Source organism: Vibrio sp. B1-2 (assembly GCF_963888445.1).
In the GTDB taxonomy this organism is placed as follows: domain Bacteria; phylum Pseudomonadota; class Gammaproteobacteria; order Enterobacterales; family Vibrionaceae; genus Vibrio; species Vibrio anguillarum.
This window is the reverse complement of record NZ_CAWPJH010000022.1, coordinates 231,750-246,140: the sequence shown is the minus strand read 5'-3', so window position 1 is coordinate 246,140 and position 14,391 is coordinate 231,750. Positions and strand designations below refer to the sequence as shown.

Here is a 14,391-nt window from a genome sequence, read left to right as displayed (position 1 = left end):
TGTTACGACTGTAGCTGCGAGCTACGTCAACTATGCGTAGAATGAGCCAGCTTTTTATTTGATGTATGAATATATGACCACCACAACTGATCCTTATGTGGATATCCGTCCTTACAACGACGATGAGATTCCAGCGGCTATTGACCGTTTAATCAATGATGAAGAATTTATCTCAGCTATTTTGCAACATCGTTTTGATAAACGATCTGCTTGGCTAAAATCGATACTGAGCCCTTTTGTAAAAGCATACTTAAAGTTTAAATGGGCCAAACTCACGTCCGTGGAAGCAATCCAACTTGAAGTGAAGAAATACCTCACGAAAACACTAGAATCAACGACACAAGGTGTCACCTTCAGTGGTCTCGATAAATTGGATAAACAGACGGCTTATTTATTTATCTCTAACCACCGTGATATCGCGATGGACCCAGCATTGGTCAATTATGGTCTGTATATGTCTGGGCATAAAACTGTACGTATTGCGATTGGTGATAACTTATTGAAAAAGCCTTGTGCTACAGAGCTGATGCGTCTTAATAAGAGCTTTATTGTGAAACGCTCGGCTAAAGGCCCGCGCGAGATGATGAAAGCGCTCAGTACCTTATCTGCTTACATTAAACACTCACTTGAAACTGGAAATTCTATCTGGATAGCGCAAAAAGAGGGACGAGCAAAAGATGGTAACGATTTTACCGATCCGGCCATTTTGAAAATGTTCCATGTGGAAGGGCGCAAGCAGAAAATAGAGTTTGCTCAGTATATTCAATCGCTCAAAATTGTCCCGGTCGCGATTTCATATGAAAACGATCCCTGCGATATGGCCAAAGCGTGTGAGTTGTATGAAAAAGCGACGCATGGGCGTTATGAAAAAGGGGAATTTGAAGATATTGAAAGCATTGTCCAAGGTATTGTCGGTGAGAAAGGCCGAGTGCATGTTGGCTTTGGTGAAGTGATTACTCAAGCATTTGAAACGCCAGAAGCATTGGCGCAAGAGATCGATCGCCAAATTCACGCAAACTACAAATTATTCCCGATCAATAAGTTAGCGGCTGGGATAGAAAGTAGTGATATCACGCCAGATATCCGCGCTCACTTAGAAAGCAAGCTGACTCAGATCCCTGAAGGGGCACAGCGCTATTTACTCGATAGCTACGCCAACCCAGTAAAGAATCAGCAATAATCATTAAACGATGAAGAGAGGGGCTCACGGCTTCTTCTCTTCTCTTCTCTTTTTCTAGCCTATCTTGCGACCGCGCCGCCAAGGGTCAGTTTGCTTGGCCATTTACTGATGACATTACCTCCCAAATAAATATTGCCATTGACGGTCATCGTGTCAGGAAATTCGGTGATTTTGGAACCGCCAATAAACAAACTCCCTTCCACAACCAAACCTTCGGGCAATTGGGTTAATGGCGTTCGAATTACGCTCAAATCCCCCTTGACTAAGAGATTCGCAGGCAGCGTTTCAAGCGGTGTATCCGTGAAATTCAGGTAACCACCGACCTTGATTCTCATTGGCCACGATTTGATTTTACTACCCAGTAAGTTCGCATAACCACGAATGGTGGTACCTTTTGGAATATTTTCTAGCAAGCTATTAGATGCTTCTAAACTACCCTGCACATTCAAGCCCTTAGGCAGGGATTTTATCGATGTCTTAGCAATATTTAGGTTGCCTTTGAGCGTGAGATTTTCGGGTAGTGTTGTGTAGGGTTTATTACGCAAATAGAGATTGCCATAATTATCAAGGTGGTTAAGGATTTGATATTGATCGAGCGGCTGTGACCATGCACAAGAGGCATAGAGAAGGTTGCATAATGTTAGTAAAAGCGAAAACTTATTCATAAAGCCTGCAGATGAAGACACGATACCTAGAGTATCGGCAGATTACGGTTAAGCTTCAATAATGCATTGCCTAGGATGAGAAAGCAAAGTGCTTGGGCGATAAAAAAGCGAGCCATGATTAGGCCCGCTAAGAGCAATTAGATTAACGAGCCAAAGAGCGCGACTTCAGTTCAAAAATAAGTTTTTCGGCACTGACTTCAAATTTGAAACGTGCATGCAATTCAGTAGAGTTATCGTCTAACGGTGAAACTTCAAACTCAACATTATCTGAAACCTGTTTGGCAAGAGCGAGGTACTTCTCAAATTCAGCTTCTAGCTGAGCTTTGTTGGGGGCCATGACCATCACTTCGGCAACTTCATCACCTTCTTTGATAATAAAACCAATTTCGCCAGCGCAGCCACATGCTTCGCAGACTTGGATATCAACGTCTTTTTCGATACTCATTGTGAATCCTCTTAGTAAATGTATGGACATTCTAACGGGCAAATCGTTTATCAGCCACAAAAAGCCAATCAGGTTTGGGGTAAATCGCGTCTTATTTTGGTTGTTCGAAAGTTTTTAGCCATCGTTATGAATTAATGAGTGTGATACTGCTCAAATAATCACTAGTTTTTGTGTCATAAATTTGTCAGAACAGTGTTCAGTTCGTTGCGAATTGTTGATGATTGTAAGATTATTCGGTTGAAACAATTATTAATATTATAAATTGCGCTTCATCCATTAGTGGTGATGACTAATAAACTGGAAATTTAAGTTTTATTAGTGATAGCTAAAGGAGTGACAGTAACAAGCCAGTAGATAACGCTTTTAACAAGATAATTCTGGTTTGAATTTACTGTTTTAAAGGATGGTTTTTTAGACAGAAAATGCCATACCACGAGGGGTGATTCGCGAAACGGCACTATCATCGCAATTGAGTTAGATGGATTAATAAAAAAGAGAAGAGTCTGGACCATGCCAAAGCGTAGTAAAGAAGATACTGAAATCACCATTCAGAGAATAATGGATGCTGTTGTCGATCAGCTATTGAGACTGGGTTACGACAAAATGTCGTATACCACGTTGAGTCAGCAAACAGGGGTTTCACGAACGGGGATTAGCCACCATTTTCCAAAGAAAACCGATTTTACGGCCGCTTTAGATGGGCGGATTTTTAAGCTGTTTGTTGAGCATTTAGATTTTGAAAATGACCTTTCAAGCTTTTCAAATAGCTGGATAAATGCGCTGGAAAATGCACAATTTTTGGCTATTTTGCGTTTATTATTTCATCATGTTGTGACGACTGAAAATGCGGATGAATTTGCAGCAAACGGTGTCGATCGGTTATACAAAACGGTGGCTGTACAGTTTGGCAAAGAGAGCGCAAGGGAGCTTGAGTGGCTGATTGGTAAATCACTGATTAAAATGAGTCAATAATTTGGCACTTTGTGCAAGCTTGTATTGTCGACTTTAACACTAAAGCCAACTGAGAAGTTGGCTTTAGTGCTTTTTATAGAGAGATTGTGTCGATCAATCGTACAACGTTGGGATCGGTTGACGTTTATGCTGAGTTGCTGTGTAAATCGCGATAAGACGGTCAATCACGTGCTGGGAAACAGGCTTCCCTTCTAAAAAATCATCGATTTGGTCATAACTTAAGTTTAACGCATCTTCATCTGCTTTTTGTGGTGCGAGCTCTTCTAAATCCGCGGTGGGTGTTTTTTGAACCAATTGTTGTGGTGCGCCTAATTGAGCAGCTACCGCGCGCACTTGACGTTTACTCAAGCCAAAAAGTGGTGCTAAATCACACGCGCCATCACCAAATTTAGTATAAAAACCGGTGATGTTTTCTGCGGAATGATCCGTGCCGAGTACTAACGCACCAACAAAACCTGCAATTTCGTACTGCGCAACCATGCGAGCGCGCGCCTTTACATTTCCTTTCACGAAATCAATTTTGGCACTGTCAGTTGGAGTTAAGCTTGTGCCTTGTAGCGCATCAAGAGAGGCTGAGTGCAGGCCATCTACACCCGCTTTAATATTGACCGAAATTGAGTGTGTAGGTTGAATGAAGGAGAGAGCAAGCTGCGCTTCATCCTCATCTTTTTGTTCGCCATAGGGTAAACGAACGGCGATAAACTGATAGTCGTTAACGGCGTATTCTTGGTTGAGTTGTGTCACGGCGAGCTGGGCTAGACGGCCGCACGTTGTTGAGTCGACGCCACCACTGATGCCAAGCACTAAAGACTTACAACCAGATTCAACCAATTTGCGTTTAATAAACTCAACGCGCCGTTCAATTTCATAAACAGGGTCAATGGATGAGAGAACACGCATCTCATCACGGATCATTTGTTCCATAAGGGTTCCTTTTCCTGCAAGCAATATAAATCTTTGGTGTATCATACCGAAATCATCAGATTAGAAAACCGAGAAAATGGTTTTCAGACTTGAATAGGATTGCTATGACCAAAATTGCCGTCTTTGGGAGTGCTTTTAACCCTCCGAGCTTAGGACATAAAAGTGTGATTGAATCGCTAAGCCATTTCGATTTAATTCTGTTGGTACCGAGCATTTCACACGCTTGGGGTAAGCAGATGCTCAGTTATGAGATCCGTTGTGAACTTATTGATGCTTTTATTCGTGATTTGCAGTCAGATAAGATACACCGCTCAATAGTCGAAGAGGAGCTGCAACAGCCCGGGCAGAGCGTCACAACTCACGCTGTTTTGTCATTACTGCAAAAACAATCACCTGATGCTGACATTACTTTTGTAATGGGCCCGGATAATCTGTTCAATTTTGCGAAATTCTATAAAGCTCAAGATATCTTGCAACGCTGGTCAGTCATGGCCTGTCCTGAAAAAGTCGCGATTCGTAGTACTGATATTCGTCAGCGGTTAGCTGAAAATTTAGATATTGCCGATTTAACGACTATCTCTGTTAGGAAAATCTTGCAGCAAAGAAAACTTTACTAGACAATCCACGCCCTTTTCGTGGTCGGAGCTGTTTGCATCCATGAAGTTAAATGTGGCTGTTTGTGCGTTAATCATGTTTTCGTCGCTGACGGAAGCTTGCGATCTCTATTCCGGTTCATTATTAACGCCAGAGTTAGAATTAACACTAGGTGCAGATAGTAGCCCAGCAATGTTACCAGCATCGGGCGTCTGCTTTTCTATATTAGATAGTATGGGCTACGCATCGAAACAACTGCTGGCTTTAGGTTTATTTGAAGAATCTCCAGCCGACTCTTCTTACTGGGCCGATTGGTTTTTAAAAGCCGATTCTGATCCCCTGTTTACTCAGAAATTGGCCACAAGCTACATTGGCTTTGGAGTCTGGATACCCTCTGAATTGCTTGACGAGCAAAGTGATATGTCAACCGAAGAGTGGTTAATGAGTCACGGCTTACAGCTAAGTATCGGTTTTGGCGAGAAAAAAGCGGGTGAGCCGCGCATGCGTTTTGACTATCGTTGGCATGAAGATTTCGACAGCGTTGTCATGATGCAAATTGAAGTTCCCTTCTAACGTTTTCCCTCAGTAAACACACTCCCTCAGTAAACACACTCCCTCAGAAAACAAAAAAGCCAACCGCAATATTCGCGATTGGCCTATGTAAATTGTGAACAAAGAGTATTCACTAACAACGTCAGTTGGCTAGGTGACCCTCGGCTTAAGAAGGGTCGATAGAGTTATTGCAGCATACGTGCCAAGTTTTATAGCGCTTAGTTGCTATTGTTTCCTTGTTTTTTCAAACTTCACCAAGAAAATTTTTGCAGGCTGCAAATGCAAACTGCAAAAACGACTCAGATTGCTAATGCCGCTAGGTTCAATCACATTCGCTCTGCTATCTTACTTTTATTTGATTACACATCTAACTAATTGGTGGTTTTTTAGTTAAGTATCCAATCTTATTTATTCGTTTTAAATCAGTGCTTTATATCTATTGTTGTTATTTTTTTGAATTTTTGGGTTGAATTTTTCATTTGTACTGTTAGTTTATATAGAGGTTTTTGATTAGAGCTCTAACTATTTATGTGGCAGACAATGATTACAGCAGCACCTTGGGTTGCATACCCGGAAATTATGCAAACAAAGACAGAACAATGGACGTTTCGTACCCCTAATCAAGCCGACGGGCAGCGTGTACATGATTTGATTGGGCTATGCCCTCCCTTAGATGAAAACTCCTCATACTGTAATTTCCTACAAGCGATTCACTTTCAAGAGACCTGCATCTTAGCGGAAAGAAATGGCGAAACCGTGGGGTTTATTTCGGCCTATTTAAAGCCTGACAATTCTGATGAATTGTTTATTTGGCAAGTGGCCGTGCATCCAAATGCTCGTGGGCTAGGGCTTGCCTCACATTTGTTACATGAATTGCTCGCTCGTGACGTTATGGCTGATGTTCGTGTATTGGAAACGACTATCACGAAAAACAATCAAGGTTCATGGAGCCTCTTTAAGAAGTTTGATCGAGCACATGGCGAGCAAGGAGAGGTATCGACCTTTCTCGATCAAACTCGTCACTTTGAAGGTGAACATGATACCGAGTATTTGTACCGCATTCCGCTCAAACCTCGTTCTAACTTAACAGGATAACTATCATCGTTATGGACATTTTTAAAAAGAAAGAATCAAACGTGCAATCTTATGCTAATCACTTTCCCGTGGTTTTCTCTACGGCAAAAGGGAGCTGGCTATTTACCGATTCTGGTGATCGCTACTTAGATTTTTTGGCTGGAGCTGGTTCGTTAAATTATGGTCACAATAACGCCCTCTTTAAGCAGGCGCTATTGGAGTACATTGATAAAGACGGCATTACTCACGGCTTGGATATGCACTCCTCTGCCAAGGCTGAGTTCCTCGCGGTATTTGAAAGTCTCATTCTTGAACCAAGAAACCTCGACTACAAAGTGCAGTTTACTGGTCCAACTGGGACTAATGCTGTAGAGGCGGCAATGAAGCTGGCCAGAAAAGCTACGGGTAGAAGTAATATTGTGGCTTTCACTAACGGCTTTCATGGTTGCTCTTATGGCGCACTTGCCGCAACTGGAAATCAACATCATCGAGGCGGCGCTGGGCTTAGCTTAGGTTGCGTGACGCGGCTCCCTTATGATGGCTATGCCAATATTGATGGCCTGTCGCTATTTGAAAATATGCTGAATGATAACTCATCGGGTTTAGACAAGCCGGCTGCGGTATTATTGGAGGTTGTCCAAGGCGAAGGTGGCTTAAATTGCGCGTCCAACGAGTGGTTGCAACGCTTAAGTCGTCTCTGTAAGAAAAACGACATTTTGCTTATCGTTGACGATATTCAAGCTGGTTGTGGACGTACGGGAACCTTTTTCAGTTTTGAGCCATCAGCAATAAAACCGGACATAGTGACGCTATCGAAATCGCTCAGTGGTTATGGGTTACCTATGGCGATTGTGCTGCTGAAACCTGAGTTAGATGTGTGGAAACCGGGAGAGCACAACGGAACCTTTCGCGGTAATAATCACGCCTTTGTAACCGCTACAAAAGCGCTGGAAACCTATTGGTCAAATGATGATTTTACCACTCATATCGCACATCGAGCCAAGCAAGTGACGCATGTCATTCAAACCACACTGCGTCGTTTCCCCACACTGTTTAACCGCCACAAAGGGCGTGGACTAATGCAAGGCATTGAATGCAGCAGTGGTGAGATCGCCCATAAAATTGCTCGTCGTTGTTTTCAACTAGGGATGGTGATTGAAACCGCAGGCCCAAATGACGAAGTAATTAAGTTTTTCTGCCCACTTACTATCACAGAAACCGAACTTGACCAAGGTTTAGATATTTTTGCACAAGCGGTAGAAGAGCTAGCCTCTCAGTTAATTAAAAAAGCATCTTAGGAATAAAAAATGATTGTTAGAACATTAGAAGAGTGTCGCCAAAGTGAGCGCCGGGTTGTTGCTCAAACTTGGGAAAGCGTTCGTATGCTGCTGAAAGATGACAATATGGGTTTTTCATTTCATATCACGACTATCTTTAAAGGCGGCGAGACCCATATTCACTATCAAAACCATTTGGAATCAGTGTATTGCATGTCAGGTGAAGGGGAAATCGAAGTGATAGGAGGGGAAACTTACCCGATAAAGCCCGGCACTTTGTACATCCTTGATCAACATGATGAACACTATTTAAGAGCTTATTCTGGTGCAGATATGGTTATGGCATGTGTTTTTAACCCGCCACTGACAGGAACTGAAACGCATGATGAAAAAGGTGTTTACCCAATCATTGAGTAATCACTCGCGACGATTCACTGCATTCAATTTAAAAGAAAAGGAGATCCCATGTCTTACACCGTAGAAAAAATCGGTGGAACATCAATGAGCGCTTTTGATGCTGTGCTCGACAATATTTTACTAAGGCCTCATCACCCTTATGATCGAGTGTTTGTGGTATCAGCGTATGCAACTATTACCGATGCCCTACTGGAATGCAAACGCACTGGCAAGCCCGGTATTTACCAGATGATCGCGAAACATGATACGCAATGGCAAGAAGCCATGTACCAACTTGAGCAACGTATGTTGCTGATTAATGAGCATTTGTTCGCCGATCCGATGAGTCGTATTCGCGCGGATAAATTTATTCGTTCGCGGATCTCAGAAGCAGTCAACTGCATTAATAATATTCTAGAAACGTGTCAATACGGGCAGTTTTCATTGCGTCAGTATTTGCCTCAGGTGAGAGAATTTTTATCTTCAATAGGCGAGGCTCATAGTGCCTATAACACCAGTTTGAAGCTAAAAACTCTTGGGATTAATGCATGCTTCATTGATCTCTCCGGGTGGAATAATGGGCAAGCAGGAAGCTTAGATGAGGTGATTTTGACTGCCTTCGAAGACATTGATGTAGCAACGCAATTGCCAATCGTGACTGGCTACGCCTACTGTAATGAAGGATTAATGAAAACCTATGATCGTGGCTATAGTGAAATGACCTTTAGCCGCATTGCTGCATTAACCAACGCAACGCAAGCGATCATCCATAAAGAGTATCACTTAAGCTCCGCAGACCCGAGAATTGTAGGCGCGGATAAGGTTAGCCCGATGGGATTGACGAACTTTGACGTAGCAGACCAACTGGCTAATTTAGGTATGGAAGCGATTCATCCGAATGCGGCAGCTGGGCTGCGTCAGCAGGGGATTGAACTCAGAATCAAAAATACGTTCGAACCAGAGCATAAAGGTACTCTCATTTCCAATGTTCATAAGCCTCAGAACAATAAGGTAGAGATTATTGCGGGCAAGGACAAAGTGTTCGCCTTGCATATTTTTGACCAAAGCATGGTCGGGAAAATTGATAATGCCAGTTATGAATTGATGGAAGTGATCGCCGAAGCTAAGGTACATCTCGTTGGTAAAGAGATGAATGCAAACTCGATGACGTATTACCTCAGTGGCAGCAGCGATAACTTAAACCACGTGTTGTACAAAATAGAGAAGCGCTACCCGAATGCATCCGTATCAGGAAAAATGGTCGCCCTCATTTCCGCAATCGGTGCATCAATGAACACCAACAACGCATTAACGCAAGGTATGCAAGCGTTAGTTAACGCAAAAATTAGCCCTATTGCCGCTCACTCGTCGATGCGTAATGTCAATGTACAATTCGTAGTAGAAGACAACGATTACAATCGCGCGATTTGTGTTTTACATGATGTGTTGATTGCGAAACCGCTATCTACCAAAAAAGCGGCTTAGCGGTTCAGATTGAAGGATCGTTCCCCCAATCGCCCCCCAATCACATAGTAATCTACGTGATTGGGGATTTATTTTCTGAGCGGCTGTTTTTTTAAGTGGTTTAGCTCGCTTAGGTTTCAAGCGGTTTGGAAAGCTACAACATTACTAAACTTGCTGTGCCCAAGAAGGCAAAGAAGCCGACAACATCCGTTACTGTGGTTAAGATGACAGAGCCCGCTAATGCTGGGTCAAGCTTAAACTTATCAAGCGTGATCGGGATGAGTACCCCAAACAGCGCGGCGGTAATGATATTTACAACAATGGCCAGTGAAATGGTGGCGCCAATCATCGCTGACTGGAACCAGAGCCCTGCCAAGGCACCAATGATCAACGCCCATAACAAACCGTTAATGGAACCAATACCAATTTCATTTTTGAGCAACGCAAAACGGTTACCCGGTGTAATTTGGTTCAATGCCATGGCACGTACCATCAAGGTTAAGGTTTGACTTCCCGCAATACCGCCCATCGAGGCAACAATTGGCATCAACACCGCTAACGCGACAACTTGCGAGATGACAGTTTCAAACATCCCTATAGTGACCGAAGCGAGGATGGCGGTCAGCAGGTTGATCCCGAGCCAAAGGCCTCGTTTTTTGGAGCTTTTAATGATGGGTGCAAATAAGTCATCTCCTTCATCCATACCTGTACCGGCCATTAAGCGCGATTCGTAAATCTCTCGTTGTGTACTCAGGGCAAATTGCCAGTCAATTTCACCCACTAAGATTTCATGGTTATCAATGATGGCGACGGTCGGCAATTGGGAATGTTCTAACGCTTCTACTGCTTCAGAAAGTGATTGGTGAGCATTCAGCGTAAAGAGATCATCTTGCTTGATGTTTTTCAGTAAAGTTTTGCTTTCAGCAAGCAAAATTTCTGTATAACTCACGATACCTTGGAATTTTTTTGCTTTGTTGATCAAATAGATATGTTGTGGAGAGTCATAATGATATTTCTCCAATAGTATCTTGGCTTTGTCGACACTGATGCTGAAAGGCAAGGTATACACTTTACGGTTTGCCCAGTGGCCAACTTCAGTATCTTCATAGGCATTGGCTTGATCATACAATTCAAGCTCGTCGCGACTAATTAAGCGCAGCGCTTCACTGATGATTTCATCAGGCAGAGAATCGGCCCATTCGAGCAGAGATAGGTTATCGAGTTTGGCGAGAGTCAGTTTTAGTTCTATTTCTGACAGTGCGTTGATGATAGAAAAACGTACTTCAGCACGCATCTCTGTCAGTACATCAATGTGTAGCTCTAAGGGTAGGCTACGCCACAGACGTACCCGCTGCTCGACAGGAAAAGCTTCTAAGATGATTGCGATCGAGCTTTCATCAAGCCCACTTTCCACGTACTCGCCGAGTAAGTCGATTTGTTGCTGCTCATCGGCTTTTGAAATCGTTTCAATATGCAGTGAAAGGTCTTGATATTCGTTCAACGTTTTACTCCGATAGGAAGTTGTTTCTTCTCGATTTTTTTTACGGCTTTTTCTGGAGTTTTGTTTAATACAATTACAGGGCGAACAATAAAGAGGTTGTTTGGATAGAGCACTGTATTGCCATCAACATTCTCTAATACGACATTGAGTAGGTTCATGTCGACGATTTTACCTTCAACAAAATTTGCGCCATCCACCACTCGCACCCATAAACCGATGCGACAGTGGTTTTGTACAAATAAAACCAGAAATGAGGTGACGTTGCTCAGCAAAGACCAACCTGCAAACAAACCGACGCCAAGCAACGCAAAAAGTGATGAGCCAACAACCAATAACCCACGCAGTTCCACGCCCCACATCATTAGCAGAGTCAACACTAACACCAAGAAGAGTAAGGTCTTCACCAGCCAACGTGCTCGTTTAAGCCGATGAATATCGACTTTGCCTATGACCATATTCTCAAACCATCGCACGGTGTAGCTGGCTGTTTTAGGATAAATAAGCAACGCCATGATCGTGATGATCCATTGATAATTTTTTTGAAATAAGTCTAAGTATTCCATGACGAATCAGAAAAAGGAGATTTGGTTCAAAATAACCGAAATTCAGTCAATTACAACCTCTAATCTGGCTGAGGTTGATAATTGGAATTGGGTTGAGAAAAAAGTAACCAATTTGCTTTAGTCGGTCGAATAAAAACTAGAGAGGGTCATCGGGTTCTAGACTAGACAATAGCGTCGATGCTTCTATTTCTGGTGTTTTCATCATCATCGATAACCGCTGTAAAGTGGAGAGAATGAGAGTTTGTTCCCATGCGTTTAACGCCTGAAATTGTTCAATAAAGCTATCTTTTAGCAGTGTGGGTGCTTTGAGTAATAATTCATCTCCTGTTGGGGTCAACAATGCATGAACTTTACGTTTATCTTGTTGATCTCGCTCTCGAATGATCAGTGCGCGCTTTTCTAAGCGATCCAAAATGCTGGTCGCTGTAGCTTGGCTCATATTAGTATGATCGGAGAGTTGCTTTATGGTCATATCGGCCGAGTTTTGGATCGCACGCATTAACAATAGTTGGGGGCTAGTGAGGCCAAAATCTTTGTTTATTTTTTTGGAATGGAGATCTGTCGCACGAATAATTTGGCGTATAGCGACCAGTACTTCTTCATGAATATCCAATACTTTCCTCCTTGAAAATAAGCAGAGCCACCCTTTTGATATGGGTGGCTCCATATTCTTACTTAGCGGCTTCTTTGGCGGTTTTTATCCACGAATCGAATTCAGATTGGTGAGCTTTTATCCAACCATTGACATGAGCTTCAATATCTTTGGCAGAGTTTTTACCTTTACTCATGATCATGTTTTGCGCACTGATATCATTAATATTCAACTTCATGATTTCAAAAAGTTTTGCTGCGGCTGGGTTTTCTAGAGCGAATTTTTTATTGGCGACAATCAGCATGCTGTTCATCTCAAAGCCGAAGTTCTTTCCGTTGGGTAGGGTTGTATCGATATTTTTGCGCTCACCAGGTAGGGCAGAGAAAGGGACTTCAAGCCAAGTGACATCTTTACCAGGGACCAAAACCCCACTAACCCAATAAGGTGTCCAAGTGTAATAAAGGATAGGGTCGCCTTTTTTGTAGCGTGAAATTGTATCGGCAATGATAGCGGCATAGTTACCTTGGTTGTGAGTCACGGTCGGTCGTAAACCGTAGGCGGTTAAGTGCTCCTCAATCACCATCTCACAACCCCAGCCGGGTGTGCAGCCAGTTAAGTCTGCTTTACCATCGCCATTTGCATCAAACAGCTTGGCGATTTTAGGGTCTTTTAACTGAGCAATATTGGTAATACCGTATTTATCTGCCGTTTTTTTATCAATCAAGTAGCCTTGTGCTGCTCCTGATATATATTGACCTTTTCGATAGAACTTGGCGTCGCCGCCCGCCATCGAGTATTTGTCGGCGTGTAAAGGAAACCACCCAACGGCGAGATAGGTTGCATCGCCTTCGGCAATCGAAGTATAAGCCACGTTGTAGTCGACTTCTTTGGTCGGTTTGACATCGTACCCCAGCGCTTCCATCGCTTTGTTCACGATGAGAGTTTGAAATGTTTCTTCAGCCACTGTCGATTGTACGGGTTGTACACTAATACCTTTGCCAGGAAGTTTATCAGCCCAAGCGCTGATGGGTAATGACGCCGATGCGATTAAACTGGTTGAGATTAACGTCTTCCATGCGTAATTCATTTCTGTTCTCCTAGATTGTTGGCACTCTGATGAGTCAGTTTTTGCTTCAGTAAATAAAAGGGTGAGATAGGGCCGGTTTGATACCAGCGTACTTTTTGATCGCGATTTTCTGTACCGATATGCTGAGTTAGGCGATCAAGTAAGATGGCGAGAATGACAATGCCAAGTCCCCCCACGGCAGCGAGTCCCATATCAAGTCGGCCAATACCACGCAAAACCATTTGCCCTAAGCCACCGACAGCAATCATGGAGGCAATTACAACCATCGACAGCGATAGCATCAGTGTTTGGTTGACACCGGCCATAATGGTCGGCATGGCTAGTGGTAACTGAATACGGTAGAGCATCTGTTTTGGGCTTGCGCCGAATGCATGGCCTGCTTCGATAAGCTCTTCGGGAACTTGTTGAATACCTAAGATGGTTAAACGAACAATCGGTGGCAGGGCGAAAATAATGGTTACCACCACGCCAGGTACGTTGCCAATTCCGAACAGCATCACGATCGGGACTAAATACACAAATGCGGGCGTGGTTTGCATCGCATCCAAAACGGGGCGGATGAATTTTGCAGCCGTTTGATTTCTGGCCAGCCAAATCCCAAGTGGCAAGCCAATCAATAGGCAAAAGAATACCGAGGTCATGACCAAGGCGAGGGTGACCATTGCTTGTGACCAGGCTCCGATTAATCCAATCGTAATCAGCGAGGCTAATGAAGCGATACCCATTTTAGGTCCAGCAAGTTGCCATGTGATCAAAAATAAAATCAACAACATCACAGGCGCTGGCGTTGAAACTAACGTGGTTTCAAATGAACTTAAAATAAAATCAACAGGTACTCTGACAGCTTGAAATAATGGCCTACCGTGTTCCACTAACCAACCCAGCCCGGTTTCAACCCAGTGATCAAAGGGGATAATTGCATCTTGAAATGGGTGCAACCAATCGAAAGGCGCGGGAGCGTCGGTTGCGCCATTTAACCAATCACCTGCTGTAGTTGGAGACGCAGTAGTCGCTGACCAAGGATCGCTGCTGGCAGGCGTTTGCGCGGCAGACGCCCATGGGTCAAGCGCCTCTGTGGATTGAATGTTGGTTTCCGTTGTCATAA

At 43.4% G+C, this 14,391-nt stretch carries 16 protein-coding genes; 8 read left to right on the top strand and 8 right to left on the bottom strand.

All coding sequences use genetic code 11. The annotated features are described in order from the left end of the window. Positions 1-73: 73 nt before the first annotated feature. Positions 74-1,180 (top strand): 1-acyl-sn-glycerol-3-phosphate acyltransferase, encoded by a 1,107-nt coding sequence (locus tag AACQ75_RS09380; RefSeq protein ID WP_026028217.1) that lies wholly within the window; start codon positions 74-76, stop codon positions 1,178-1,180. Positions 1,181-1,239: 59 nt separating this feature from the next. Here AACQ75_RS09380 and AACQ75_RS09375 read toward each other — a convergent pair whose 3' ends face one another. Both AACQ75_RS09375 and AACQ75_RS09370 read right to left on the bottom strand, forming a co-directional pair. Further along, on the bottom strand, positions 1,240-1,866 hold the full coding sequence (locus AACQ75_RS09375) for a hypothetical protein (protein ID WP_013867989.1): 627 nt from the start codon (positions 1,864-1,866) through the stop codon (positions 1,240-1,242). A 121-nt stretch (positions 1,867-1,987) separates the two neighbouring features. Beyond that, positions 1,988-2,290, bottom strand: coding sequence for a YfcZ/YiiS family protein (locus AACQ75_RS09370; protein WP_010318562.1), 303 nt, complete (start codon positions 2,288-2,290; stop codon positions 1,988-1,990). Between the two features lie 510 nt (positions 2,291-2,800). Between AACQ75_RS09370 and AACQ75_RS09365 the strand changes: the two genes are divergently transcribed. Next, a complete protein-coding gene (locus AACQ75_RS09365) occupies positions 2,801-3,262 on the top strand; it encodes a TetR/AcrR family transcriptional regulator (RefSeq protein ID WP_013867986.1) in 462 nt (153 codons plus the stop codon). 93 nt (positions 3,263-3,355) lie between these two features. On the opposite strand, the gene nadE is transcribed toward AACQ75_RS09365, so the two are convergent. Next, positions 3,356-4,186 carry an ammonia-dependent NAD(+) synthetase gene (gene nadE / locus AACQ75_RS09360; protein WP_170888541.1) on the bottom strand — a complete coding sequence of 277 codons (831 nt, stop codon included), beginning with the start codon at positions 4,184-4,186 and terminating at the stop codon, positions 3,356-3,358. Between the two features lie 104 nt (positions 4,187-4,290). Here nadE and AACQ75_RS09355 point away from each other — a divergent pair, with 104 nt between their 5' ends. The 6 genes from AACQ75_RS09355 (at position 4,291) to AACQ75_RS09330 (ending at position 9,564) form a co-directional block, all read left to right on the top strand. Continuing rightward, positions 4,291-4,803, top strand: coding sequence for a nicotinate-nicotinamide nucleotide adenylyltransferase (locus tag AACQ75_RS09355; protein ID WP_164996821.1), 513 nt, complete (start codon positions 4,291-4,293; stop codon positions 4,801-4,803). Between the two features lie 40 nt (positions 4,804-4,843). After that, on the top strand, positions 4,844-5,353 hold the full coding sequence (locus tag AACQ75_RS09350) for a hypothetical protein (RefSeq protein ID WP_064626298.1): 510 nt from the start codon (positions 4,844-4,846) through the stop codon (positions 5,351-5,353). A 507-nt stretch (positions 5,354-5,860) separates the two neighbouring features. Continuing rightward, on the top strand, positions 5,861-6,427 hold the full coding sequence (gene ectA / locus AACQ75_RS09345) for a diaminobutyrate acetyltransferase (protein WP_017046068.1): 567 nt from the start codon (positions 5,861-5,863) through the stop codon (positions 6,425-6,427). An 11-nt stretch (positions 6,428-6,438) separates the two neighbouring features. Continuing rightward, positions 6,439-7,704 (top strand): diaminobutyrate--2-oxoglutarate transaminase, encoded by a 1,266-nt coding sequence (ectB, locus tag AACQ75_RS09340; protein WP_170888540.1) that lies wholly within the window; start codon positions 6,439-6,441, stop codon positions 7,702-7,704. A gap of 9 nt (positions 7,705-7,713) precedes the next feature. Then, positions 7,714-8,100: an ectoine synthase gene (locus AACQ75_RS09335; protein WP_017048323.1), complete on the top strand. Its 387-nt coding sequence runs from the start codon at positions 7,714-7,716 to the stop codon at positions 8,098-8,100. Positions 8,101-8,148: 48 nt separating this feature from the next. Further along, positions 8,149-9,564: an aspartate kinase gene (locus AACQ75_RS09330; RefSeq protein ID WP_094166021.1), complete on the top strand. Its 1,416-nt coding sequence runs from the start codon at positions 8,149-8,151 to the stop codon at positions 9,562-9,564. 133 nt (positions 9,565-9,697) lie between these two features. Here the strand turns inward: AACQ75_RS09330 and AACQ75_RS09325 are convergent, their stop codons facing one another. The 5 genes from AACQ75_RS09325 to proW all read right to left on the bottom strand — a co-directional run bounded on the left by AACQ75_RS09325 (position 9,698) and on the right by proW (position 14,389). Then, positions 9,698-11,044 (bottom strand): magnesium transporter, encoded by a 1,347-nt coding sequence (locus AACQ75_RS09325; RefSeq protein WP_017046070.1) that lies wholly within the window; start codon positions 11,042-11,044, stop codon positions 9,698-9,700. Beyond that, a complete protein-coding gene (locus tag AACQ75_RS09320; protein ID WP_013867977.1) occupies positions 11,041-11,607 on the bottom strand; it encodes a mechanosensitive ion channel domain-containing protein in 567 nt (188 codons plus the stop codon). Before AACQ75_RS09320 ends, AACQ75_RS09325 begins: the two co-directional genes overlap by 4 nt. 136 nt (positions 11,608-11,743) lie before the next feature. Further along, positions 11,744-12,274: a MarR family winged helix-turn-helix transcriptional regulator gene (locus AACQ75_RS09315; RefSeq protein ID WP_013867975.1), complete on the bottom strand. Its 531-nt coding sequence runs from the start codon at positions 12,272-12,274 to the stop codon at positions 11,744-11,746. A 4-nt stretch (positions 12,275-12,278) separates the two neighbouring features. After that, positions 12,279-13,286, bottom strand: coding sequence for a glycine betaine/L-proline ABC transporter substrate-binding protein ProX (gene proX, locus AACQ75_RS09310; RefSeq protein ID WP_170888539.1), 1,008 nt, complete (start codon positions 13,284-13,286; stop codon positions 12,279-12,281). Beyond that, a complete protein-coding gene (gene proW, locus AACQ75_RS09305) occupies positions 13,283-14,389 on the bottom strand; it encodes a glycine betaine/L-proline ABC transporter permease ProW (protein WP_170888538.1) in 1,107 nt (368 codons plus the stop codon). Before proW ends, proX begins: the two co-directional genes overlap by 4 nt. Positions 14,390-14,391: the final 2 nt, after the last annotated feature.

Bases quoted from the DNA above. Each gene is read 5' to 3' on its own strand.
- AACQ75_RS09350 (WP_064626298.1), top strand. From the start codon at position 4,844: ATGAAGTTAAATGTGGCTGTTTGTGCGTTAATCATGTTTTCGTCGCTG.
- AACQ75_RS09370 (WP_010318562.1), bottom strand. From the start codon at position 2,290: ATGAGTATCGAAAAAGACGTTGATATCCAAGTCTGCGAAGCATGTGGC.
- AACQ75_RS09365 (WP_013867986.1), top strand. From the start codon at position 2,801: ATGCCAAAGCGTAGTAAAGAAGATACTGAAATCACCATTCAGAGAATA.
- ectB (WP_170888540.1), top strand. From the start codon at position 6,439: ATGGACATTTTTAAAAAGAAAGAATCAAACGTGCAATCTTATGCTAAT.
- AACQ75_RS09315 (WP_013867975.1), bottom strand. From the start codon at position 12,274: ATGGAGCCACCCATATCAAAAGGGTGGCTCTGCTTATTTTCAAGGAGG.
- AACQ75_RS09380 (WP_026028217.1), top strand. From the start codon at position 74: ATGACCACCACAACTGATCCTTATGTGGATATCCGTCCTTACAACGAC.
- AACQ75_RS09335 (WP_017048323.1), top strand. From the start codon at position 7,714: ATGATTGTTAGAACATTAGAAGAGTGTCGCCAAAGTGAGCGCCGGGTT.
- proX (WP_170888539.1), bottom strand. From the start codon at position 13,286: ATGAATTACGCATGGAAGACGTTAATCTCAACCAGTTTAATCGCATCG.
- ectA (WP_017046068.1), top strand. From the start codon at position 5,861: ATGTGGCAGACAATGATTACAGCAGCACCTTGGGTTGCATACCCGGAA.
- AACQ75_RS09355 (WP_164996821.1), top strand. From the start codon at position 4,291: ATGACCAAAATTGCCGTCTTTGGGAGTGCTTTTAACCCTCCGAGCTTA.
- AACQ75_RS09330 (WP_094166021.1), top strand. From the start codon at position 8,149: ATGTCTTACACCGTAGAAAAAATCGGTGGAACATCAATGAGCGCTTTT.
- AACQ75_RS09320 (WP_013867977.1), bottom strand. From the start codon at position 11,607: ATGGAATACTTAGACTTATTTCAAAAAAATTATCAATGGATCATCACG.
- proW (WP_170888538.1), bottom strand. From the start codon at position 14,389: ATGACAACGGAAACCAACATTCAATCCACAGAGGCGCTTGACCCATGG.
- nadE (WP_170888541.1), bottom strand. From the start codon at position 4,186: ATGGAACAAATGATCCGTGATGAGATGCGTGTTCTCTCATCCATTGAC.